17 protein-coding genes are annotated in these 22,473 nt (G+C 46.6%); 13 read left to right on the top strand and 4 right to left on the bottom strand.

What is annotated here, in order from left to right:
• Window positions 1-8 precede the first annotated feature (8 nt).
• The 7 genes from mnmG to ACLUWI_RS01190 all read left to right on the top strand — a co-directional run bounded on the left by mnmG (window position 9) and on the right by ACLUWI_RS01190 (window position 10,590).
• Window positions 9-1,931 carry a tRNA uridine-5-carboxymethylaminomethyl(34) synthesis enzyme MnmG gene (gene mnmG / locus ACLUWI_RS01220; protein WP_412145828.1) on the top strand — a complete coding sequence of 641 codons (1,923 nt, stop codon included), beginning with the start codon at window positions 9-11 and terminating at the stop codon, window positions 1,929-1,931.
• A gap of 110 nt (window positions 1,932-2,041) precedes the next feature.
• Window positions 2,042-3,268, top strand: coding sequence for a carboxylate--amine ligase (locus ACLUWI_RS01215; protein ID WP_169461572.1), 1,227 nt, complete (start codon window positions 2,042-2,044; stop codon window positions 3,266-3,268).
• A 27-nt stretch (window positions 3,269-3,295) separates the two neighbouring features.
• Window positions 3,296-5,212 (top strand): asparagine synthase (glutamine-hydrolyzing), encoded by a 1,917-nt coding sequence (asnB, locus tag ACLUWI_RS01210; RefSeq protein ID WP_412145827.1) that lies wholly within the window; start codon window positions 3,296-3,298, stop codon window positions 5,210-5,212.
• On the top strand, window positions 5,213-6,742 hold the full coding sequence (murE, locus tag ACLUWI_RS01205) for a UDP-N-acetylmuramyl-tripeptide synthetase (RefSeq protein ID WP_412145826.1): 1,530 nt from the start codon (window positions 5,213-5,215) through the stop codon (window positions 6,740-6,742).
• A 221-nt stretch (window positions 6,743-6,963) separates the two neighbouring features.
• Window positions 6,964-8,493 carry a UDP-N-acetylmuramyl-tripeptide synthetase gene (gene murE, locus ACLUWI_RS01200; protein WP_412145825.1) on the top strand — a complete coding sequence of 510 codons (1,530 nt, stop codon included), beginning with the start codon at window positions 6,964-6,966 and terminating at the stop codon, window positions 8,491-8,493.
• A 64-nt stretch (window positions 8,494-8,557) separates the two neighbouring features.
• A complete protein-coding gene (gene lepB, locus ACLUWI_RS01195; RefSeq protein ID WP_412145824.1) occupies window positions 8,558-9,166 on the top strand; it encodes a signal peptidase I in 609 nt (202 codons plus the stop codon).
• 98 nt (window positions 9,167-9,264) lie between these two features.
• Entirely contained in the window at window positions 9,265-10,590 is a 1,326-nt protein-coding gene (locus ACLUWI_RS01190) for a C1 family peptidase (RefSeq protein ID WP_412145823.1), read from the top strand.
• A gap of 178 nt (window positions 10,591-10,768) precedes the next feature.
• Here the strand turns inward: ACLUWI_RS01190 and thrS are convergent, their stop codons facing one another.
• The 3 genes from thrS to ACLUWI_RS01175 all read right to left on the bottom strand — a co-directional run bounded on the left by thrS (window position 10,769) and on the right by ACLUWI_RS01175 (window position 15,546).
• On the bottom strand, window positions 10,769-12,574 hold the full coding sequence (gene thrS, locus ACLUWI_RS01185) for a threonine--tRNA ligase (RefSeq protein WP_412145822.1): 1,806 nt from the start codon (window positions 12,572-12,574) through the stop codon (window positions 10,769-10,771).
• A 336-nt stretch (window positions 12,575-12,910) separates the two neighbouring features.
• On the bottom strand, window positions 12,911-13,801 hold the full coding sequence (locus ACLUWI_RS01180; RefSeq protein ID WP_412145821.1) for a hypothetical protein: 891 nt from the start codon (window positions 13,799-13,801) through the stop codon (window positions 12,911-12,913).
• A gap of 149 nt (window positions 13,802-13,950) precedes the next feature.
• On the bottom strand, window positions 13,951-15,546 hold the full coding sequence (locus ACLUWI_RS01175) for an Nramp family divalent metal transporter (protein ID WP_412145820.1): 1,596 nt from the start codon (window positions 15,544-15,546) through the stop codon (window positions 13,951-13,953).
• A 386-nt stretch (window positions 15,547-15,932) separates the two neighbouring features.
• On the opposite strand from ACLUWI_RS01175, the gene ACLUWI_RS01170 reads away from it, so the two are divergent.
• The 6 genes from ACLUWI_RS01170 (at window position 15,933) to ACLUWI_RS01145 (ending at window position 22,074) form a co-directional block, all read left to right on the top strand.
• Complete coding sequence (locus ACLUWI_RS01170; RefSeq protein WP_412145819.1) at window positions 15,933-16,943, top strand: zinc-dependent alcohol dehydrogenase family protein; 1,011 nt, start codon at window positions 15,933-15,935, stop codon at window positions 16,941-16,943.
• Window positions 16,944-17,081: 138 nt separating this feature from the next.
• The gene (locus tag ACLUWI_RS01165) at window positions 17,082-17,618 is read left to right on the top strand and encodes a TetR/AcrR family transcriptional regulator (RefSeq protein WP_412145818.1); all 537 of its coding nucleotides are present in this window, start codon (window positions 17,082-17,084) and stop codon (window positions 17,616-17,618) included.
• Window positions 17,602-18,660: an ABC transporter permease gene (locus tag ACLUWI_RS01160; protein ID WP_412145817.1), complete on the top strand. Its 1,059-nt coding sequence runs from the start codon at window positions 17,602-17,604 to the stop codon at window positions 18,658-18,660. Before ACLUWI_RS01165 ends, ACLUWI_RS01160 begins: the two co-directional genes overlap by 17 nt.
• Before the next feature lie 11 nt (window positions 18,661-18,671).
• Window positions 18,672-19,352 carry an ABC transporter ATP-binding protein gene (locus tag ACLUWI_RS01155; RefSeq protein ID WP_412145816.1) on the top strand — a complete coding sequence of 227 codons (681 nt, stop codon included), beginning with the start codon at window positions 18,672-18,674 and terminating at the stop codon, window positions 19,350-19,352.
• A gap of 159 nt (window positions 19,353-19,511) precedes the next feature.
• A complete protein-coding gene (locus tag ACLUWI_RS01150; RefSeq protein WP_412145815.1) occupies window positions 19,512-21,494 on the top strand; it encodes an ATP-binding cassette domain-containing protein in 1,983 nt (660 codons plus the stop codon).
• 118 nt (window positions 21,495-21,612) lie between these two features.
• A complete protein-coding gene (locus tag ACLUWI_RS01145; protein WP_006500851.1) occupies window positions 21,613-22,074 on the top strand; it encodes an arginine repressor in 462 nt (153 codons plus the stop codon).
• A gap of 32 nt (window positions 22,075-22,106) precedes the next feature.
• On the opposite strand, the gene ACLUWI_RS01140 is transcribed toward ACLUWI_RS01145, so the two are convergent.
• Window positions 22,107-22,403, bottom strand: coding sequence for an ArsR/SmtB family transcription factor (locus ACLUWI_RS01140; RefSeq protein WP_412145902.1), 297 nt, complete (start codon window positions 22,401-22,403; stop codon window positions 22,107-22,109).
• Window positions 22,404-22,473: the final 70 nt, after the last annotated feature.

Here is a 22,473-nt window from a genome sequence, read left to right as displayed (position 1 = left end):
AGATAAAAATGCAGATTTCACAAGGTAAGCCGTTTGATGCCGGCAGCTTTGACGTAATCATCGTTGGAGCTGGACATGCAGGATCAGAAGCGGCATTGGCGGCGGCACGTATGGGCAATAAGACGCTGCTTTTGACGATCAGTCTGGAAATGGTTGCCTTTATGCCGTGCAATCCATCAGTTGGGGGACCGGCTAAAGGGATCGTAGTTCGTGAGATTGATGCCTTAGGTGGTGAAATGGGCCACAATATCGACAAGACCTATGTTCAGATGCGGATGCTCAATACGGGGAAAGGTCCAGCTGTCCGCGCGTTGCGAGCTCAGGCCGATAAGCATGCCTATCACCGAGCCATGAAACAGACGATGGAAGAAACGCCTAATCTAACGCTGCGGCAGGCCACGGTTGATCAGCTGGTGGTTGAAGATGGCGTCTGCAAAGGAGTCATTACCAATACCGGGGCTCGCTATTTTGCCAAGGCTGTGGTATTGGCAACAGGAACGGCAGCCCGTGGCAAGATCATTATTGGCGAATTGATGTATGAATCTGGTCCAAACAATACACAGTCAGCCACCAAGCTGTCCGAGAATCTGGAAGAACTGGGCTTCGATCTGCAGCGATTCAAGACAGGGACGCCGCCACGCATCAACGGCAATACGATTGATTATTCAGTTACCGAAGAACAGCCTGGTGACGAAAAACCGCATCATTTCAGTTTTGATACGCCAGACAGTCAATACATCGCAGTTACTGATCAGATTTCCTGTTGGCTGACCTATACCAATCCAACCACGCATCAGATCATTCGCGACAACCTTGATCGGGCGCCAATGTTTACTGGGGTGATCGAAGGGGTCGGTCCACGATACTGCCCTTCCATTGAAGACAAGATCGTGCGGTTTGCCGATAAGGATCGTCATCAGGTCTTTTTGGAACCAGAAGGCCGCGATACTGATGAATGGTACGTAGACGGAATGTCAACCTCGATGCCTGAAGAAATTCAAGAAAAAATGCTGCACTCTGTAAAGGGGCTGGAAAATGCCAAACTGATGCGGCCTGGCTATGCAATTGAATATGACGTGGTTGCGCCATATCAGCTGCACCCAACCTTGGAAACCAAGCTGGTCAAGAATCTGTTTACAGCTGGTCAGACTAATGGCACCTCAGGATATGAAGAAGCCGCTGGTCAAGGACTGATTGCGGGCATCAATGCCGGGCTGCGTGCTCAGGGCAAGGGACCGTTCGTGTTGAAACGCTCGGATGCCTACATCGGCGTCATGATCGACGACCTGGTAACCAAGGGCACTAAAGAACCATATCGACTGCTGACCAGTCGGGCCGAATACCGGCTGATCCTGCGTCACGATAATGCTGATCTGCGCTTAATGGAAAAAGGACACGCGATTGGATTGGTTTCTGATGAGCGCTTAGCTAAAATGGAGCATAAAAAAGCTTTAGTTGAAGCAGAAATCGCTCGTTTGAAAAAGATTCGCATCAAGCCAACCAACGAGGCGGCCAATAATCTGATTGAAGCGCACGGCGACAATCCATTGAAAGATGCCATCGCGGCCGCCGACTTTTTGAAGCGCCCATATGTTGACTATCAAACACTGATGGAATTGATTCCTGATCCTGACGAGCCACTCAGCCGCGAAGTAATTGAACAAGTTGAAATTCAGCTGAAGTACGAAGGCTATATCAAAAAAGAAGAAGTCAAGGTAGAACGGTTGAAGCGCATGGAAGCTAAAAAGATTCCAGCCGATCTGGACTATTCGGCAATTGATGGCCTGGCTACGGAAGGCCGTCAGAAGCTTGAGAAGATTCGACCCGAAACTTTGGCTCAGGCATCACGAATCAGCGGCGTCAATCCAGCTGATCTGGCTATTTTAAGCGTTTATCTGCGTCAAGGACGTTTAGCTAAGCTTAAGGATTAGAGAAGCCCTTGAAGGTACCTTGGGTTTGGATTATCATTAAGGTTTCAGGGGGCGTTTTTTAAGGCGCCGTTTAGACAGTATCACTAGAAAAATATGAGGATGATTTTAAAGTGAATGATCAAATTGATTTCCAGCCAATTCTGCTGGGAACGGATTTTAACTGCTATGGCATGGCACGTTCTTTTTATGAAGCCTATGGAATTAAAAGCATTGCCTATGGAGTTACACACATGGCACCAACTCGCTATACCAAGCTGGCTGATGTGCATGTAATTGAAGGATTTAATGAAGATCCAGGCTTTATCAAGTCGATGCGGGAGATTGCCAAGAACTTAAAGCCGGATAAAAAATACCTGCTGCTGTCCTGTGGGGATGGCTACACGGAGCTGATCGCCAAGCATTTGGACGAGCTGAAGCAATGGTTTGTCTGCCCATACGTTGACTATGACATGTTCCAAAAACTGGGTACCAAAGAAACTTTTTACGCCGCTGCGGAAAAGCATGGCCTGCCTTATCCAAAGACCAAGCTGATTGAGGCGGCTGAGTTTACGAAGCCAAAAGAAATTAAGCTGCCATTTGATTTTCCGATTGCCCTGAAGCCTTCCGACAGTATCGCCTGGCTGGACATTCATTTTGCCGATCGTAAAAAGGCCTATGTCTTGGATACGCGGGATCAGTTTGATAAGCTGCTGCCTGAGATTGCTCAGGCCGGCTATACCGGAAAGCTGATCGCCCAAGACTTTATTCCCGGCGATGATTCCAACATGCGCGTGGTCAACGCCTATGTTGGTCAGGATCACAAGGTACGCATGATTTGTCTTGGTCATCCCCTGCTGGAAGATCCATCGCCAGTGGCAGTCGGCAACTACATGGTGATCATTCCAGAAAAGAACATGGAAATCTATCAAACGATTCAAAAGTTCCTGGAAGAAATCAATTACGTTGGATTTGCGGACTTTGACATGAAGTACGACCGGCGCGATGGCAAATTCAAGATTTTTGAGATCAATCTGCGTCAAGGCCGCAGCAGCTACTACTGTACTTTAAACGGCTACAACCTGGCCAAGTACGTGGTTGACGATGCCATCTATCATCGTCCGTATGACCATACTGATTATGCAGACGGCAACAAGCTGTGGCTGAGCGTGCCTAAGAAAGTCTTCTATAAGTATGCTAAAGAAGGCCCAGACAAGGAACGCGCCAAGCAGATGCTCGAATCCGGCAATTGGGGTACGACGGCCTTTGACAAGCATGATACGCTCAAGCAGCGGCTGTTGATGCACTACGCCTTTTCATTAATGCCTAAGAAGTACAAGGAATACTTCGTGCAGCGCTAATTTATTCAAGAACATAGGAGAGTCATTATGTGTGGAATTGTTGCATTTGTGGATAATGAAAAACCACAAGTCAAAGAAAGCCTAATTCAAAAAATGATGGACCGGATCATCCACCGTGGTCCCGATGATGCCGGCCAATTCGTCGATGAACATGCGGCTTTGGGACATCGACGCTTGAGTTTCGTTGATGTTAAGAGCGGTAAGCAGCCGATCTTTAATGAAAACGAAAACCTGGCTATTTTGTTTAATGGTGAAATCTACAACTTCCAGCCACTGCGCGAGGAACTGATTGCTGCTGGCCACCATTTCTCGACCAAGACGGACACGGAAGTCATTCTGCATGGCTATGAGCAATGGGGCGATGATGTCTGCAAGAAGCTGCGGGGAATGTTTGCCTTTGTTATCTGGAATCGGCAAACCCAAGAAATGTTTGGGGCCCGCGATCACTTCGGCATCAAGCCGCTGTATTACGCCAAGATGAATGGGACGTTCTTTGTCGGCTCAGAAATCAAGGCCTTCTTGGAACACCCTAACTTTGACAAGCAGCTGAACAAAGAAGCGCTCAAACCATATCTGACGTTCCAATACCCAATTACCCGGGAAACGTTCTTTAAGGGCGTCTACAAACTGCCAGAAGGTCATTCTTTCCACTACACCAAGGATGGTCAGTTCTCAATGACCGAATACTGGGATGAGGACTTTGAACCGGCCGATGAGACCTTTGATGAGGCCGTTGACAAGATTGAAGCTGCCGTTACTGAATCAGTCAAGGCGCACTCTTTTGCTGACCAGGGCATCAAAGTTGGTTCGTTTCTTTCGGCTGGGGTTGACTCCAGCTATGTTACGGCCATGATGCGTCCTGACAACACGTTCTCAATCGGCTTTGACAGCACCTACGATGAAACCAAGGAAGCACGGGAACTGGCAGCCAAGCTGAATCTTAAGAACACGGATGCCAAGCTGACCAACGAGGAAGCCTTCCATACATTCCCATTGATTCAATACTATTTGGACGAACCCGATTCCAATCCATCCGTTGTGCCATTGTACTTTTTGACCAAGCTGGCTAAGGATAATGGCTATAAGGCAATGCTTTCAGGAGAAGGGGCCGATGAGCTGTTTGCCGGCTACATTGACTATGGCTTCTACACCAAGTCCAAGCTGATTCGTTGGATTACCGATCAACTGAAGAAAAAGCCGCGGCAAAAGCGCTACGAGATTGCCGAAAAGCTTAAAAACAAGCATTTCCATGGTCAGGCGCACATGTATGCCAACCTGGCGCCAGCCCGTGACACCTTTATTGGTGAAGCCTATATCTTCAGTCCAGAACAGGCCCAAAGCATTCTGCAGCCTGAATACAACTGTGGTCCAACGGTTAAGCAGATCGTTGACCCATACTATGACAAGGTTGAAGACAAAGATATTGATGAAGTTGCTAAAAAGCAATATTTGGATCTGCACTGCTTTATGCCAGGTGATATTTTGCTGAAGGCCGATAAGATGAGTATGGCCAACTCGCTGGAACTGCGGGTGCCTTTGCTGGACCGTGAAATGATGAAGGTTGCTCAGACCACGCCAACCAAGTACCTGTTTAACGCTAAGGGTACCAAGTGGGCTTTCCGGATGGCTGCCAACCGTCACTTGCCAGAAGAATGGGCAACGCGGCCTAAGATGGGCTTTCCTACGCCAATTCGGGCCTGGCTGCGTGAAGACAAGTACTACCAAGAAGTTCGCGAATTATTCAGCCAGGATTTTGTTAAAGAATTCTTTGATCAAGACAAGATCTTGAAGATGGCTGAAGACAACTTCCAAGGCAAGACTGACGATCGGCGTAAAATCTGGACCGTCTACACGTTCTTAGTCTGGTACAAGCTGTACTTTATCGACAACTTCAAGCCTGATGAATCAGCAATTGATCAAACCAAGCAAAAGGCGGCGAACTAAATGCTGACGGTTAAACAGACGGTAGCCGCTCTCAAGGAACGAGACTTGTTTAAGGAAATCATCGTTGACGGTCAGTGGCTGTATGATGTACCAGAAAAAATTGCTGATGTTGAGTTCAAGCAGCTTTCGTATGACTCGCGCGCAATTGAGCCGCAGACGCTTTTTATCTGCAAGGGTCAGCGCTTTAACCCACAGTATCTGGTGGATGCAATTCAAAAAGGCGCCACGGCTTGTCTGACTCAGCAGGTGTATGACGAGGAACTGGCTGGTCAGAACGTCTGGCAGCTTGTCGTTACCGATGTGCAAAAAGCCATGGCAACAGTGGCAAGAGCTTTTTATGGCGATCCCGAAAAAGAGCTGACGCTGATCGGTTTTACTGGTACCAAAGGCAAGACGACTTCAGTCTACTTTACGCGGCATATATTGGCGCATGTCTTTGATGATCGGGTAGCGCAGTTTTCTTCGATTGCTGAGTGCCTGGACGGTAAAAACTTTATCGAATCGCATTTGACCACGCCTGAATCATTAGATTTGTACCGGATGATGCGCCAGGCGGTCAACAATGGGATGAAGTATCTGGTAATGGAGGTTTCTAGTCAAGCCTACAAGAAGTCACGGGTTGATGGCCTGCATTTTGATATCGGCGTTTTCTTGAACATTTCGCGTGATCATATCAGCCCAGTTGAGCATCCAAGCTTTGACGACTATCTTTGGTGCAAGAGCCAATTGGTAAAAAATGCCGATAAAATGATTATCAATCGTGAGATGCCTTACTTTGATCTGTTAGCCCAAAAAACGCACGCCTTTGGCAACCAATTGATCACCTATGGCAGCGATGAGTCTGATGCCGACTATCGTTTTACCTTAGGCGAGCATGGTAACTTCAAGGTTGCTTCGTTTAATGATCAGCTACCGGCCGTAAATGGCGATTTTCGGGTCATGCTGCCAGGATCGTTTAACTGCAGTAATGCAACGGCGGCTTTGGCAGTTGCCGCGCAGCTAAGCGACAAAACCAGTGAGTTTGCGGCGGGGCTTTTAGAAACCAAAGTACCGGGCCGCATGGAAATCTTAAAGAACGAAAAAGGCTATGTGGCCTGTGTCGACTACGCCCATAACTACTTAAGCATGAGTGAGAGCTTCAAGTTCTTAAAGCATGAATATCCAGACGGCCGCTTGATCGTGGTTACTGGTTCAGTTGGCAGCAAAGCTGAGTCACGACGGCAGGATATCGGCCGTGCCTTATCTGAATATGCCGATGTGGCCATCCTGACTGAAGATGACAACTACTTTGAAGATCCTAAAAAGATTATTCAGGCAATTCGCGATCATATCGTGGATCCTCACGTTGAGATTCATGAAATTATCGATCGTGAAGAAGCCATCAAAGCTGCTTTTCAAATGGCGCGGCCTGGTGACGTCATGTTTATGGCCGCTAAAGGACGGGAACAATTCCTGCGCGAGAATGGTCATGATAAGCCTTATGTCGGCGACTACCAGCTGACAAAGCAGTTGATGAAAGCGTATAATTAAATATGACTGTTAGGGAAGTCGATACTTTGACAGTTAACTGAAGATAAGGTCCAGTCTGTGGGTGCGTATACAGACTGGACCTTATTGTCGTCTTTTAAAGACATCTTAAAGGCAAGTTCTTGATGCTTTCGTTGGGATTTCGCATTTTTTTCATAATCTTGTGTCAGAATACGAAACATGATCGAAAGGCAAAGAACGTTTAAATGAAAGGTGGGGGAGAAATGCTGACGCTTAATCAAGCTGCCAACATTTTAAAACAGGATCAATTGCTGCGTGAAATCGTAATTGGTGATGATTGGCGCTTCGCGGTTCCAGCCAATCTCAAAGATCGCAAGCTCCAATTCTTATCTTATGATTCGCGCCACATTGCACCTGATACGCTGTTTATGTGTAAAGGACTAAACTTCAACGAAAAATATCTTGAGGATGCGATTGCTAAGGGAGCCATTGCCTGCGTGACTGAAAACGTCTATGCCGGCAAAGATCAAGATCAAGTCGTTCAGCTGGTAGTCAATGACGTCCAAAAAGCAATGGCTCTGTTGGCACGCGAGTTTTACAACAACCCGCAGCAGGAACTGAAAGTGATTGGTTTTACTGGGACCAAGGGAAAAACGACTTCAGTATACTTCGCACGTCATTTGATGAATGAGGTTTTTGATTGTAAGGTAGCTCAATTGTCATCAATTGCTGAATGTCTTGATGGCGAGCATTTTGAGGAAGCTCATTTAACAACGCCAGAGTCACTGGATTTGTTCCGGATGATGCGTCAGGCTGCCGATAATGGCATGAAGTATCTGATCATGGAGGTTTCCAGTCAAGCCTATAAGAAATCAAGAGTTTATGGTCTGCATTTTGATATTGGCGTCTTTTTAAATGTTGCTGCCGATCATATCAGTCCGGTGGAACATCCAAGCTTTGAAGACTACCTGTACTGCAAGAGTCAGCTGATGCTCAACTCATCCAAGGTGGTCATCAATCGTGAGTGCCCTTATTATGAGCTGCTGGCCCAAAAAGCGCTGGCCGCTGGCAATCAGGTAATCTCATTTGGCAGCAGTCAGTCTAATGCCGACTATCGTTATGTAGTCGATTCGCCGCATGAGTTTCACGTGGCTACGTTCAGCAACCGCCAGCCTGAGCTTAATGGTGAGTTTAAGATCAATATTCCAGGTACGTTTAACGACAGCAATGCTCTGGCAGCACTGATCGTGGGTCGTCAGTTCAGTGATGATACAGCAGCTTTTGCCAAGGGGTTGGAAGAAACAACGGTACCTGGCCGCATGGAGATGCTCAGCAATCACCACGGGCTGTTGGCTTGCGTTGATTATGCGCATAACTACCTAAGCTTAAACGAAAGCTTTAAATACATGAAAAACACGTATCCCAACGGTCGCTTGATCGTAGTGATCGGCGCGGCTGGCGGTAAGGCCGAGTCACGCCGTAAGGATATTGGCGAGGTGCTGGCCAAATATGCTGACGTGGCCATTCTAACCAGTGAAGACAATTTCTTTGAGGATCCGCACAAGATCGATGAAGAAATCAAATCACACATTGATAATCCTGATGTTGAGGTACATATCAACGTTGATCGCGCCAAAGCCATTCAAGATGCATTTAACATGGCGCGGCCTGGCGACGTCATGTTTATGGCTGCCAAGGGACGCGAGCAGTTTATGCATGAAAAAGGCCATGACATTCCATATGTTGGCGATTATCAGCTGACCAAAAAATTGATGCGCGAATATGATGAATAAGTTGTTAGTTACTGGCAAAGTGTATTAAAATTGCCGTTAGAAATCTAATCTGGGAGCAATTTTGATGAAAGCTTTTAAAGAATTAATGAGTTGGATCGTGCCAATTGCGATTGGTCTGCTGCTGGCATTGCTGATCAAGCAGTTTGCTTTTCAGTTTGTCCGGGTTGATGGTCCATCCATGCAGCCTAATCTGCAAAATAACGAGCGCGTGGTCTGTTTAAAGCAAGCCAAAATTCATCGCGGCAGCGTAGTGGTTTTTGATGCTAATGGCGTTGATCCGCAAGTTTCAGTAAAGACTGAGTATGTAAAGCGGGTTATTGGTCTGCCAGGCGATACGGTTGAGGCCAAAAACGGCAATCTTTACGTTAACGGCAAAAAGGTTGATCAAAGCTACATCAGTAAGAGCGAGCGTTCCAGCGGTACCGGAACCTGGACGCTGCACAGTATTTCCCAGGAAAACAGCTGGGTGCTGCATAACGGGGCCTACAAGGTACCTAAAGGCGAGTACTTTGTCTTGGGTGATCACCGCAGTGTCTCTAACGACAGCCGCTATTGGGGATTCGTACCTAAGAGTAAGATCGTCGGCGTGATCAAGGTAGGTTTCTGGAATCGTACGCAGCCGGCCAAAAATAATATCAATCAGCAATGGAAGCATTTCTTTGCCGACAACTAGTAATGAGCAGCGTTCTTTAGCGAGGGCGCTGCTTTTGAGTTGCCGATGATTTTGCTTTAGAATTATCAATAAAAGATTGTAAGTAAGGAAGATTCAACATGTTAGAGTTTGAAAAGTTAACGTCGCATCAGCTGCAAAGCTACGAAGCCGATTTTAAGGCTCGGCCAAATGCTGCTGTAATCGCGCGGGCTGTGATGAAAAATGGTATTAAGGCGGCTAGTGAGGACCAAAATGTTAGTCAGCGCAACCACCGCGTTTTTTCATATGAAGTCAAGACGGGCAAGGTATCCAATCAGCGGCATAGCGGTCGCTGCTGGTCGTTTGCCACACTGAATACGCTACGGCACTTCTTTGCCAGTCGGTACAACTTCAAGGATTTTGAATTGTCGCAGAATTATTTGTTTTTCTGGGATCGGGTTGAACGGGCTAATATGTTTTTACAAAATATTATTGCTACGGCTGCGCTGCCATTTCATGATCGGCTGGTCGATTTTTATGTGGCATTTGCGGAAAATGATGGTGGTCAGTGGGCCAATGCCGCCTCAATCATTGAAAAATATGGCGTCGTACCAGAATATGTAATGCCAGACACCTACAATACCAAGAATACTGACGATATTGCCGGGGTAATGAAAGACCTGATGCATAAAGACGCATTGATACTGCGAAAGATGATCAATGAGCAGCATGCTGATCAGGCTACAGTTCAGCAAGCCAAGGAAAAAATGGTCAGTGAAGTCTACCGGTTGGCCGTTTATGCTTTTGGAATGCCGCCTAAGCAGTTCGATCTGGAATATCGAGATGACGATCATCAGCTGCATCGGCAGGCTAACCTGTCGCCATTGGAGTTCTTTCATCAATATTGGCAAGTAGATTTGCGTGACTATGTGGTTTTGACCAACGCGCCGGATCATAAGCTCAATCAGGTCTACTCAATGCCGCAGCAGGAGAATGTCGTTGGCGGAATCCCGCTGCAATTTGTCAACGTACCGTTTGAAAAACTGCAGGAAAGTGTAGTCAAGCAGCTGAAAGCAGGAGAAACCATATGGGTCGGCAATGACGTCTTACAGCAGATGGATCGCAAGCGGGGAATTATGGATGCTGAGCTGTACAAAACAGAAGCGCTTTTGGGCATTGATTACGTTATGAACAAAAAAGAACGGCTGGAAACCAGACAAGCCTGCGTTTCTCATGCCATGACGCTGACTGGTTTTAATGAGGTTGACGGTCAGATTGATCGCTGGAAGATTGAGAATTCATGGGGCGAGGAAAATGGCGAAAAAGGCTATTTCGTCATGACACAAAAATGGTTTGAAGACTACACCTATGAAGCCGTGATCAACAAGCGCTACCTTAGCCCAGAACTGCTGCAGCTGACTAAGCAGCCGCCGGTTCAACTGACGGCTTGGGATTCGCTGCAGTAAAAAACAGCCCTGATCAGAATTTGATCAGGACTGCTTTTTGAAATTTCCCCTATTATAACGCGTTTGTCCCTAAAATGATGAAAGATCTATCTTAGCTTCTAAAAGGCGTAAAAAAGCGCTTAATGAGGCTGAGAAGATAATAAAAAGCTGTTTGGCAGATGCCAGACAGCTTTTTTGATTAGTCTTCACGTGAGTAGGTAGCAATGTCGTGCAGAATTTCATCCATGAAGGTATCTACCGTCATGCTGTTTTGATCTTTTTCACCGTACTTACGAACGGAAACTGAGTTGTTGGCCATTTCATCTTCACCGACAACCAGCGTGTATGGAACTTTTTGCGTTTGGGCTTCCCGAATCTTGTAGCCCATCTTTTCGTTGCGGTGATCAACCTTGGCCCGAATCTGAGCGGCTTTTAACTTCTTAGCCAGTTCATCGGCATAGGCACCATGCTTTTCATCGGAAACTGGGATGATTACGACTTGTTCAGGTGACAGCCAGGTTGGGAAGGCACCCTTGTAGATTTCCGTCAGGTAGGCTACGAAACGTTCCATCGTGCCGACAACCCCACGGTGAATCATAACTGGCCGGTGCTGCTTGCCATCTTCGCCGACGTAGTGCAGATCAAACTTTTCAGGCAGCATAAAGTCCAGCTGAATCGTGGACATCGTTTCTTCGTTGCCCAGGGCCGTCTTGGTTTGAATGTCCAGCTTTGGACCGTAGAAGGCAGCTTCACCTTCAGCTTCGTAGTAATCTAGACCCAGTGAGTCCATGGCAGCCTTCAGCATGGATTGCGAACGTTCCCACATTTCATCGTTGGCAAAGTACTTTTCCGTGTTCTTAGGGTCACGGTATGACAGACGGAAAGTGTAGTCGGTAATGTCAAAGTCTTTGTAGACGTCCATGATCAGTTTCAGAATCTTGGCAAATTCGTCTTGGATCTGTTCCAGAGCAACGAATGTGTGGCCATCGTTCAGCGTCATTTCCCGAACTCGCTGCAGACCGGAAAGTGCGCCAGACTTTTCGTAACGGTGCATCATACCCAGTTCGGCAATCCGCAGTGGCAGTTCACGATATGAGCGGATGTGGTGCTTGTAGACCTGAATGTGACTTGGGCAGTTCATTGGCCGCAGTTCAAGCATTTCGCCATCACCCATGTCCATTGGCGGGAACATGTCTTCGCGGTAGTGAGCCCAGTGACCGGAAGTCTTGTAGGCATCCAGGTTCATCAAGACTGGCGTGTAGACGTGCTCATAGCCGTCAGCCAATTCCTTGTCAATGATGTAGCGTTCGATCGTCCGACGAATCGTTGCCCCTTTAGGCATCCAGTATGGCAGACCGGCACCAACCTTAGGATCAACGAAGAACAAGTCCAGCTGGTTCCCAATGACACGGTGGTCGCGTTCCTTGGCTTCTTGACGGGCCTTCAGATCAGCTTCCAGATCGTCTTTTTTGTAGAAGACCGTTCCGTAGATCCGCTGCAGCATTGGGTTGGAAGACATACCCTTCCAGTAGGCGCCAGCCACGCTGAGCAGCTTGTAGTTCTTAACCAGGTTGGCATATACCAGAACCGGTCCATTGGCAACTGCCAGTACGCCATCCAGATCGTACATGGCAACCTTGCCGTCCTTAGCATTTTCGTTGATCAGTTCGGTTGAGAATTGGTCGTCCTTGACGCTGGCCAGGGCTTCTTCAACGCTGACTTCTTTAAACTCAACCTTGGCTTCTGACTTGGCAATTGCCTTGATGGCAGCTTCCAGTTGAGGCAGTTCGTCAGCAGAAACCTGCTGTTCGTCTTTGTCAGAGTCAACATAAAAGCCGTCTTCTTCAGCAACGTCGGCACCAAGACGAATACCGGTAAATTCCTTTTGCAGAGCCGCCTTCAGCATCAGAGCGGACAGTTGACGCAGGGCGTCCAAACTTTCTTTTGAGTCGCGGTCAATCTTGTTGACTGAGCCATCGACGTTCATAACAGCAACTTGAGCCATGTAAAATCTCTCCTTTGTGGTAATAAAAAACGTCCCTTTGATTGCTAAAAACAATCAAAGGGACGTTGGTTGATAACATAATCAGCGTGGTTCCACCCTAATTTACGGCGCACTAATGGCGTCGCCTCTTAAGTGTGGTAACGGGCACGACCCGACTGACCTTATTTCGGCCAGTGACAATTCAAAAAGGTGGTACGCTGATGTGCTTGGTTAACGGTACTTCCAGCCAAGGTACCGACTCCCTGAATAACCAGCCGCATCAGGCATGTCCTTTGTCATTAGTTTGAATTATATGCACCAGGCAGGACCGTGTCAAGACCGTTTTGAAAATCTTGGCTATTGCGCGGCCCCGGATTGAGTTGGCCCACCGGTATTGCCGCTGACGGATTCTGAAGACGTATTGGTATTGGTTGAACTGCTGTTGCCGTTGCTATTGCCACTATTGCCAGAGTTACCATAGTTGCCGCCGCCTTGATAGCTGTTGTTGCCCTGATAGCTGTTGTTGCCATTGCCGGTCGTCTGATTACTGTTGTTGGCAGTTGTTTGACTGGATGAGCTGGCCGCTGGAGCAGATGATGAATTCGTCGTAGTACTTGGTACGTAATACGAATCCTGATCATTGTTGTCGTAGTTGGCTTCATAAGATGAGCTGGAAGAAGAATGCTTCTTTTTGTGGCTGCTGGACTTCTTTGAGCTGCTGGATTTTTTCTTAGAAGACGTGGAGACCGTCGTATCGCTAGAATTGTCGGTTACGGGATCCTGCTGCTTGACGGCAAAGACGATGACCATGACGATCAAGACTGCTAAAAGGATTCCCAAAGCAATTTTAAAGGGACGATGACCAGGCTTTTTGTTTTTTGGTTGCTTGTTTTTGCCTGATTTAGCGCCTAAGCTGGTCATTTTAGCGGCAGTTGCCTGACCATTGCGCGAGCCCAGTCGATCCTGGCTGCGACGGGAACGAGTGTCATTGCTGATTGGCTGGGAGTTCATGCCAGAGCGCGTACCATTAGTAGTTGGCTGAGCATTAATACTCAGATCGGAATTGCTTTGCGATGAGCGCTTGGCTTGCTTATCTAATTTAAACGTTGGCGCAGCTTCTTTTTTAGCCGTGCGATCAGCTTTTTTATCAAAGAAGAAATGCGTCTTTTTTTCTGGGCGCTTGTTTGGTTGATCGTATAGTTCAACTCGGCTTGGGCGCCGCTTTTCTTTATTATCGTGGTTGTCCAAAATATTCACCTCAAAATTATTTTGGCCGCGCAGTCAGCATAACGCGGCTGATGCCTAAACACAGGATATTATACACCAAAAATACTAAAAACCGTTCGAAGCAAAGCGTTCAAACGGTTTTTTATTGATAAATTAAAATATTTATTTTATTAATCTTGACTAGCTGGCTTTTGATCATCTTTGGATTCCCAAGGATGATGAATGCCTTCAGCGACTAAACGCTTGTTGCCCTTATACATATCGTAAATTGTCCAAGCCAACAGCAGGAGGATAACGATGATGGTAATCCAGGCCAGCAGATCAGACGTGCTCTTTTTCCAGATGCCAAAGCCTTCAAAAGTACTTGGCAGGTTGTAAAGGTTTAAGAACGTCAGCGAAACGACCGACAGCCAACCGCAGACTTTAACCCAGCCGGAATTTTTGAACTCACCCATTTCATCCTTGCTGTCAGTCATCAAAAGCAATGGCAGCATTGAGAATGGCAAAGCAAAGGCCAAGAAGACCTGTGAGTTTTCCATCAGCATGTTTAATGCCGCGTGTTGCTGAATTGCATTGTCTTTAGCAGTCATAGCAACACATAGCAGTACTGGAACGACAGAGATCAGACGCGTTACCAGGCGCCGTGCCCATAATGGCATCTTCATGTGAACGAAACCTTCCATGATAACCTGCCCAGTCAAGGTACCAGTGATCGTGGAATTTTGCCCAGAAGCCAGCAGCGCAACTGCAAACAACGTAGACAGCAGTCCGGATTTGGCTACTGAGATCAGAATTGGATTACTCAGCATTGAAGTATTGCTTAAAGCTTCATACAGACCAAAGAAAGAAGTATCCTTAACCGTACCAGATTTAAATACGGCAACCCCCATAATCAAAAGCAAACAGTTAACTAAGAAAGCGGCTGATAATTGGATGTTGGAGTCCCATGCCGTAAAGCGGATCGTCTGCTTGATGTCTTCAGCATCAGTGTGGTCAATCTTACGAGTTTGCGAAATAGCTGAATGCAAGTAGAGGTTATGAGGCATAACGGTTGCCCCAATGATCCCTAATGAACCCGACAAAGGAGTGATTCCCAGGCGTTCAGGACTGGTAGCAACGGCAGCAGACGAAGGGAGCAGTCCCGCAAAAGCAGCGCCCCAGTTAGGGTTTGACAAGGCAACCTCATATACAAAGACAAACAAGATAACTAAAATCAGGCAGACAACAATTGCTTCGATCTTGCGGAAACCGATTTTAGTCAACAGCAGCAGAACTAAGACGTCCAATACCGTGATGAAGACTGCTGGAATCAATGAAATATGGAATAAAAGATTTAAGGCGATGGCCGCCCCAATAACTTCGGCAATATCGGTTGCCATAATTGCAAGCTCGGTCATAATCCATAAGACAATACCGAGCGCCTTCCCTGTACGAGCTCGAATGGCTTGCGCCAAGTCCATTTCACTCACGATCCCAAGTTTGGCAGCCATGTATTGAAGCAGCATCGCAATCAAACTTGAAATCAGGATGGTCGTCATTAAGGTATAACCGAATGCCTGACCACCAGTGATCGAAGTAGACCAGTTGCCGGGATCCATATAGCCGACAGCCACTAATGCGCCAGGTCCAGAATAAGCTAAAAGCGTCTTCCAGAAACCTTTACCTTTTGGAACTTCAACGGTGCCGTTGATTTCTTCAAGTGATTTGCCGTTAGCATACTCAATCAGTTTGTGCTTGCGGCGTTGGTCATTCGTGTTGTTATCCACGGTAAACCCACCTTTCTTAATTAAAGATTTGCATTACCCAATAAAAAACGTTTAATGCAATAAAACACCTTTGTTAGGCTAACATAAAAATTAAAGTCCTGCAATGGAAGAATGCCTGTCTAACGGTATTTTACAGCAATTTTACATTGACAATCAAATGATAGCAGTCTTGATATGCTTAATATTGAAACGCTTACGATTTTTTGTCGCGAAAACTTCAAAAAAGTTAACTACTGAAAATCAAGCGTTATCGTATAGTTAAACGATTGCTTAATGTCAAACGATTATCAAAATGAATGATAACCGGTTGACATACGTTTGAGATTTGGATTATACTATTGACAAAATTTAAATTAATGTTTTCACAAAGAAAGAGGTATAAATCGATGAAGGCACTTGTATTACAAGGAATTAAAGATCTTGCCGTTCAAGAATATGACGTTCCTGAAATCAAGCCAGATGAAGTTTTGATTCACACGGCCTACGCTGGCATCTGTGGTACTGACAAGGCTCTGTACGCTGGTCTGCCTGGCTCTGCTTCAGCGGTTCCACCAATCGTATTGGGTCATGAAAACTCTGGTGTCGTAGCCAAGGTTGGGGCTGCCGTTACTAATGTTAAGGTTGGTGACCGCGTGACCGTTGACCCTAACATCTACTGTGGTCAATGTAAGTACTGCCGCACTTCACGGCCAGAACTGTGTGAACACTTGGATGCCGTTGGGGTTACCCGTGACGGTGGCTTTGAGGAATACTTTACTGCTCCTGCCAAGGTTGTCTACCAAGTTCCTGACAACGTTTCATTAAAGGCAGCTGCCGTTGTTGAACCAATTTCTTGTGCAATGCATGGTGTTGACTTGCTGACTACGCACCCATACCAAAAAGCACTGGTTCTGGGTGATGGCTTTGAAGGTCAGCTGTTTGCACAGATTCTGAAGGCACGCGGGATTCATGAAGTAACGCTGGCTGGCCGCTCTGACGAAAAGCTGGCTAACAACCGTGAACACTTTGGCGTTAAGACGATCAATACGACTAAGGAAGAAATTCCAGCCGATGCGTTTGACATTGTCGTTGAAGCCGTTGGTCTGCCACAGACTCAAGAACAATGTCTGGCAGCCGCTGCGAAGGGCGCTCAAGTGCTGATGTTTGGTGTTGGTAACCCTGACGCTAAGTTCTCTGTTAACACTTACGATGTCTTCAAGAAGCAGTTGACGATTCAAGGTGCCTTCATCAACCCATACACGTTTGAAGACTCAATTGCACTGCTGGCTAGCGGCAAGGTTGATCCATTGCCACTGTTCTCTCACGAACTGGAATTTAATGAAGTTGAAGACTTTGTCAGCGGCAAGTTGGGCAAGGTTTCCAAAGCCGTTGTCAAAGTTGGTGGCGAAGAAGCCTAACTCACTTAGATAAAATATTCAAAGCAGTCGTCAAAATGGCGGCTGTTTTTTTATTATCTAAAGTTGACATGGTGTCACTATCGCGGTATGATCGCATGGTAGTTGACACGGTGTCACTTAATTAGGAGGGGAATTCAGATGCCGACCAGTACTTTTGAAAATTTGAATCATGAAAAACGGCAAAAAATTGAGCAGGCCCTGTTGCATGAGTTTAGTGAGCATTCACTGGCAACGGCACAGGTAGCGCGGATCGTTAAAGAGGCCGAAATTGCTCGTGGCGCATTCTATAAGTATTTTGCCGACTTAAAAGATGCTTATCAGTATCTGTACGCCAAGGCAATGCAGGATATTCACCAAAACGTGGCAACCACGCCGCACCAGTTGATGAGTGCCCAGGACTATTTTGAACGGACGCGTGAATTCGTGCAAAAGGTCCATGGCAGCCGCTATTATGATCTGATCAAGCTTCATTTGCGGTGTAACGAAGGAATGCTGCCGATGCATCCAGTTTCGAAAGTCCCGGCCTTGCAGTGGACCATCATGACGATCAATCATGCGGCAATCAAGGAGTGCCTGAATTTTCCTGATGAACAGACAATGATTTTACAGCGCTTGTTGCAGGCTCTGCAGCGCTTATTAGAAAACGAAGGTGATAAAAATGTTTCTGGCCGTTAAGGAAATTCGTCATGAGAAGTTAAGATATGGTCTGATTATTGGCATGATTGTCTTGATCGGCTACTTGATGTTTATGCTGATGGGCATGATGCTGGGGCTGGCCAATGAAAATACGGCTGCGATCGATTCGTGGGACGCCAAGAGCGTGGTTTTAAACAAGAATTCCAATATCAATCTGAGTCAGTCGCTGATCGCCAAGCCGGATCTGCCTAAGCTAAACGATCACCAGGCATTAGTCGGGCAGACGCCGGCAGTGATTGAAAGAGCCAAGGGAACGACCGCCAAGCAGACGATTCAGTTTGTTGGTCTAGACAGCTCGCAGTTCATCTACCAAAAGAAACTGAAGCTCAGCCGCGGTCACAAGCCGCATGACAAAAATCAGGTTGTGCTTGATGAAGGATTAAAGAGCAAAGGCTATCGGTTGGGCGATCAGATCACGCTTAACGGCAGTACGCAAAAATATCGCGTTGTGGGTTTTGCTAAAGATGCCAAACTGAATATTGCTTCAGTAGTCTACGGCAACCTGTCAATCTGGCAGACCCTTAAAGGAACGGGGGATCAGTTCGCGGCTAGCGGAATTTTTTCTGATCAGCAGCAAACGGTCAAAAACAAAAATCTCAAGCAATACTCAATCAGTACCTTTATTGACAAATTGCCAGGCTATGCAGCGCAGAACATGACATTTGAGTTTATGATCGCCTTTTTGATGGTGATCTCGTTGATTGTTATCACCGTTTTCTTATATATTTTGACGATGCAAAAGATTCCCAACTATGCAGTCCTAAGAGCACAGGGCATCCCAGCAGCTTACCTGATCGGGGCAACGATTGATCAGGCCGTGGTTCTGATGGTCAGCGGCACGCTTGGCGCCTTGCTGCTGATGATTGTTTCCAAGGCAGTTATGCCAAGCTCGGTACCAATGCTGATCAACTGGCCGCTGACTGGGATCCTGAGTCTGGCATTGGTCGTTTTGGGCGTTGCCGGCTCATTGCTGCCGGTCCGCATGATCAGTCGAATTGACCCATTAGATGCAATGAGATAGAGGTGAGCAGGATGACGGCAATTGAATTAAAAAATATTAACAAAGACTATGGGACTGGCATCAGTAAGGTTCAGGTGCTTTCAGACGTCAGCTTCAAAGCACACAGTGGCGAACTAAGCTTGGTTTTAGGGCCCTCTGGATCAGGCAAGAGTACTTTTCTGACGATTGCCGGTGGTCTGCAGCGACCAACCAGCGGCCAGGTACTGATTGATGGCCAAGATATCAGTCAATTTTCCGAAAAGCAGCGGGATGAGATTCGCTTAAATCAAATCGGTTTTGTACTTCAGTCTTACAATCTGCTTTCCTATCTGAGCGTTGCGGATCAGTTTGCCTTGGTTGATCGCGTTCATAGAGGAAACCTCAGTTCGGATCGGCTGGAAAAATTGTTGCAGGAACTGGGCATCGATCAGCTAGTCAATAAATACCCCGATGAGCTTTCGGGAGGACAGAATCAGCGAGTCGCCATTGCCCGTGCGCTGTATACCGATCCAGCAATTATCCTGGCTGATGAACCAACAGCTGCTTTAGACAGCGAGCGAGTCAAGGTCGTAGGGCGCTTGATGAAGGAAATGGCAAAGCAGTATGACAAGGCAGTGGTCGTTGTCACGCACGATTTGCGGTTAAAGGATTTTGCCGATCGCATCTATCAGATTATGGATGGCAAGATGACTGAGCAGCTGCTGAATGCTTAGATAACTGCTAATTTTATGCTAAAACGCATTATGCCGGTCAACAACTGGAGTAATGCGTTTTTGATTTTAAGGGCTGATAAGAATAATTGCCCGAATAAACTGGATCTTTTACAATTTGAGAAACAGCTTTTGAAGATAATAAAGTGTAAGGAGTTTTTTATGGCATATTTGGAGCTTCATGATATCCATAAGTCATATTTCCTGGGAAAAGAAGAGTTTCCGGTTCTGAAAGGAATCGATCTTGAATTTGAACGGGGAGAATTTGTCTCAATCCTTGGGGAATCGGGGGGCGGCAAATCGACGCTGATGAACATCATTGGCGGCTTGGATCGTGAATTTGATGGTGAAGTCATTGTTGATGGTCAAAAATTGGATCATCGGCAGGAAAAACAGATGGATAACTACCGGCGGGCGACGATTGGCTATATTTATCAAGCCTATAATTTGATCACGCATCTGACGGTTTTGGAAAACGTGCTGATTTCTTTGGATATGACGGATCTATCAGCAGAAGAGCGAAAAAAACGCGCTGTGTCTTTATTGGAACAGGTTGGGTTAAAAGGCCAGCTGCGTAAGTATCCACATCAGCTTTCCGGTGGGCAAAAACAGCGGGTTGCGATTGCCAGAGCCTTAGCCAGTGATCCACAAGTCATTATTGCTGATGAACCAACTGGGGCCTTGGATCGTCAAAATACGCAAGAAGTTCTGGAACTGCTGGATGGTATCGCCAAAGATGGTAAGCTCGTCATTGCGGTGACCCACTCTCAAGACGTTGCCAACCACGGGACACGAATCGTTCATCTGGCAGACGGCGTTATCGATGGTGATCAACGCTTGCGGCCGGCCTATACGCTGCCAAAGGATCCTACGCGGCTGAAATCGCGTCCTTTACCGGCATTGGCTAGCTTTAAGACTGCTTTTAAGCATTTTAAATATAACTTTTGGCGCAACTCGCTAATTATGCTGGGAACGGCGATCGGTTTATTTGCCGTGCTGCTGTTCAGTGGCTTGGGTAATGGTGTCAACGGCTACATTGAAAATCAGATCAATTCGCTGGCTAATCCACAGGTTATTACGGTCCTGCGCAACACCAACGGCAAAAAGCTGAACCAGGATCAGCTGCAGGCCTCGATGCAGAATATGGCAGCCAATCCGCAGGCAATGTTTTTAGGGGCTCAGGATTTGAACCGCTTGAAAAACATTGCTGGAGTTGCAAAAGTTCAGCCAGGGTACTCGATTGCTGCTTATAAAATAAACTATCAAGACAAGGTGCAAAGCGGTACCAATCTTAACAGCTGGAGCAAAGCCTATACCACGAACTCAATCAAAAAAGGTCACGTACCGCATGCCAACCAGATTGTTTTAAATAAGCAGCAGGCAATTCAGCTGGCGGGTGCAAAACATTATCAGCGTTTGTTGAATCAAACCGTGACGATTACGTTTAACTGGGTCAATGCTGACGGTCAGCCAACGCAGTCAACGCGTGCAGTGAAGGTAGTCGGCTTTGCTTCGGGAGTTTCGGCCACCACGGCGATGAGCTATCAGACAATCAAAAGCATGCTTAGCGAAAGCAATGCGTCAACGCAGCCAAACTATGCTGCCGTCAGTGTGAAGTCACTGGACCAGGTTGATAAGACGGCTGCTAAGATCAATAATCTGCGGGATGCGAAGACCAATAAGCGAATTTTAGGCGCGATTACAGTTGGTTCGATGCTCAAGACGGTCAACACTTACGTTCAGCTGGCAACGATCGTTCTGGCAGCGATTGCTGGTATCTCCTTATTGGTGTCGGCTTTAATGATTATCGTAACCATGTACATGTCGGTTTCAGAACGAACCAAGGAGATCGGTGTGTTGCGGGCGCTAGGGGAACGCAAGGTGGATATCAGACGACTGTTTACCGCTGAATCGCTGTTTATCGGCTTTTTTGCGGCAATTTTGGCTTTGGTCTTGGCATATGGTGCGCAGCTGATCTTGAATCATGAGCTGTACCACTTGATCAAGTACGATATCGTTCAAATTTCACTGGGCAATGTCGTATTTGCTTTGGTTAGCGCCTTGCTGATTGCTTTTCTGGCCGCCTTATTGCCAGCTCGGCGTGCTGCTAGATTAAATCCAATCAAGGCTTTGGCGGCTGATTGATTGCATAATATTCCGTTATCTGAAAAAAGCCGAATAAAAACGGCAGACTGGCTTTTAAGTGCTTTCAATTCATAGTATTATAAAAGCAGTGAATTATTATGCATGTTGGAGGGGTACAATGGATCGTAAAGAAAGACGTCAATTGATTCAAGAACTGGTAACTCAGCAACGGATCAACACGCAGCATGATTTGTTGGCAATGTTGGCTGAGCATGGCATTGATGCTACCCAAGCCACGATTTCTCGAGATATTCACGCTTTGAACATTGTCAAGGTTAGTGATCAGCATGGACATACCTACTATTCAATTCTGCATACCCATGCGGATGAATATCAGCGGCTGTTTGATGGCATTAGTCACAACGTTGAGAAGGTTACCAACGTTCAATTCATCAATGTTATTCAAACGACATTGAACTCCAATTATGCAACCGTGCTGGCGGGTCTGTTTGATAACGCGCAGCTTCCGGAAGTCGTTGGTACGCTTGCCGGTAATGATACGCTTTTGACCATCAGCAAAAATAATGAGGATGCTCAGGCGATCAATCGTTTGATCAAAGAGCACATGACTGAAGACTAAAAAACGCACTGGTTTTTTTCCAGTGCGTTTTTTTATGATGATTTAACGATTTTTTCGGCATGGCTAACGACATCGGCAATCAAGGTCATGACTTTAGGGTCCTGTAAATGATAGATGATGGTCTTGCCATGCCGGATCTGCTTAACCAGTCCATATTTGCGCAGCAGCTGCAGTTGATGAGAAACGGCTGACTGTTCCCAGCTTAAGGCTTTGCTGATTTCTGAGACGCTCATTGAATGCTGAATCAGCAGATAGAGCAGCTGCAGCCGTTTTGGATGGCCTAAGAGTTTAAACAAACGGCTGATTTCATCCAAGTCTTCGATTTCCATTGAACGGTAATTGATCACAACACCACTTACTTTCTTGGTAACGATGTACTAAACGTTATGCTTTCAATAA

This window comes from Limosilactobacillus mucosae, assembly GCF_046939755.1.
In the GTDB taxonomy this organism is placed as follows: Bacteria; Bacillota; Bacilli; order Lactobacillales; family Lactobacillaceae; genus Limosilactobacillus; species Limosilactobacillus mucosae_A.
The sequence above is the reverse complement of the archived record's forward strand: the minus strand, read 5'-3'. Positions and strand labels throughout refer to the sequence as shown.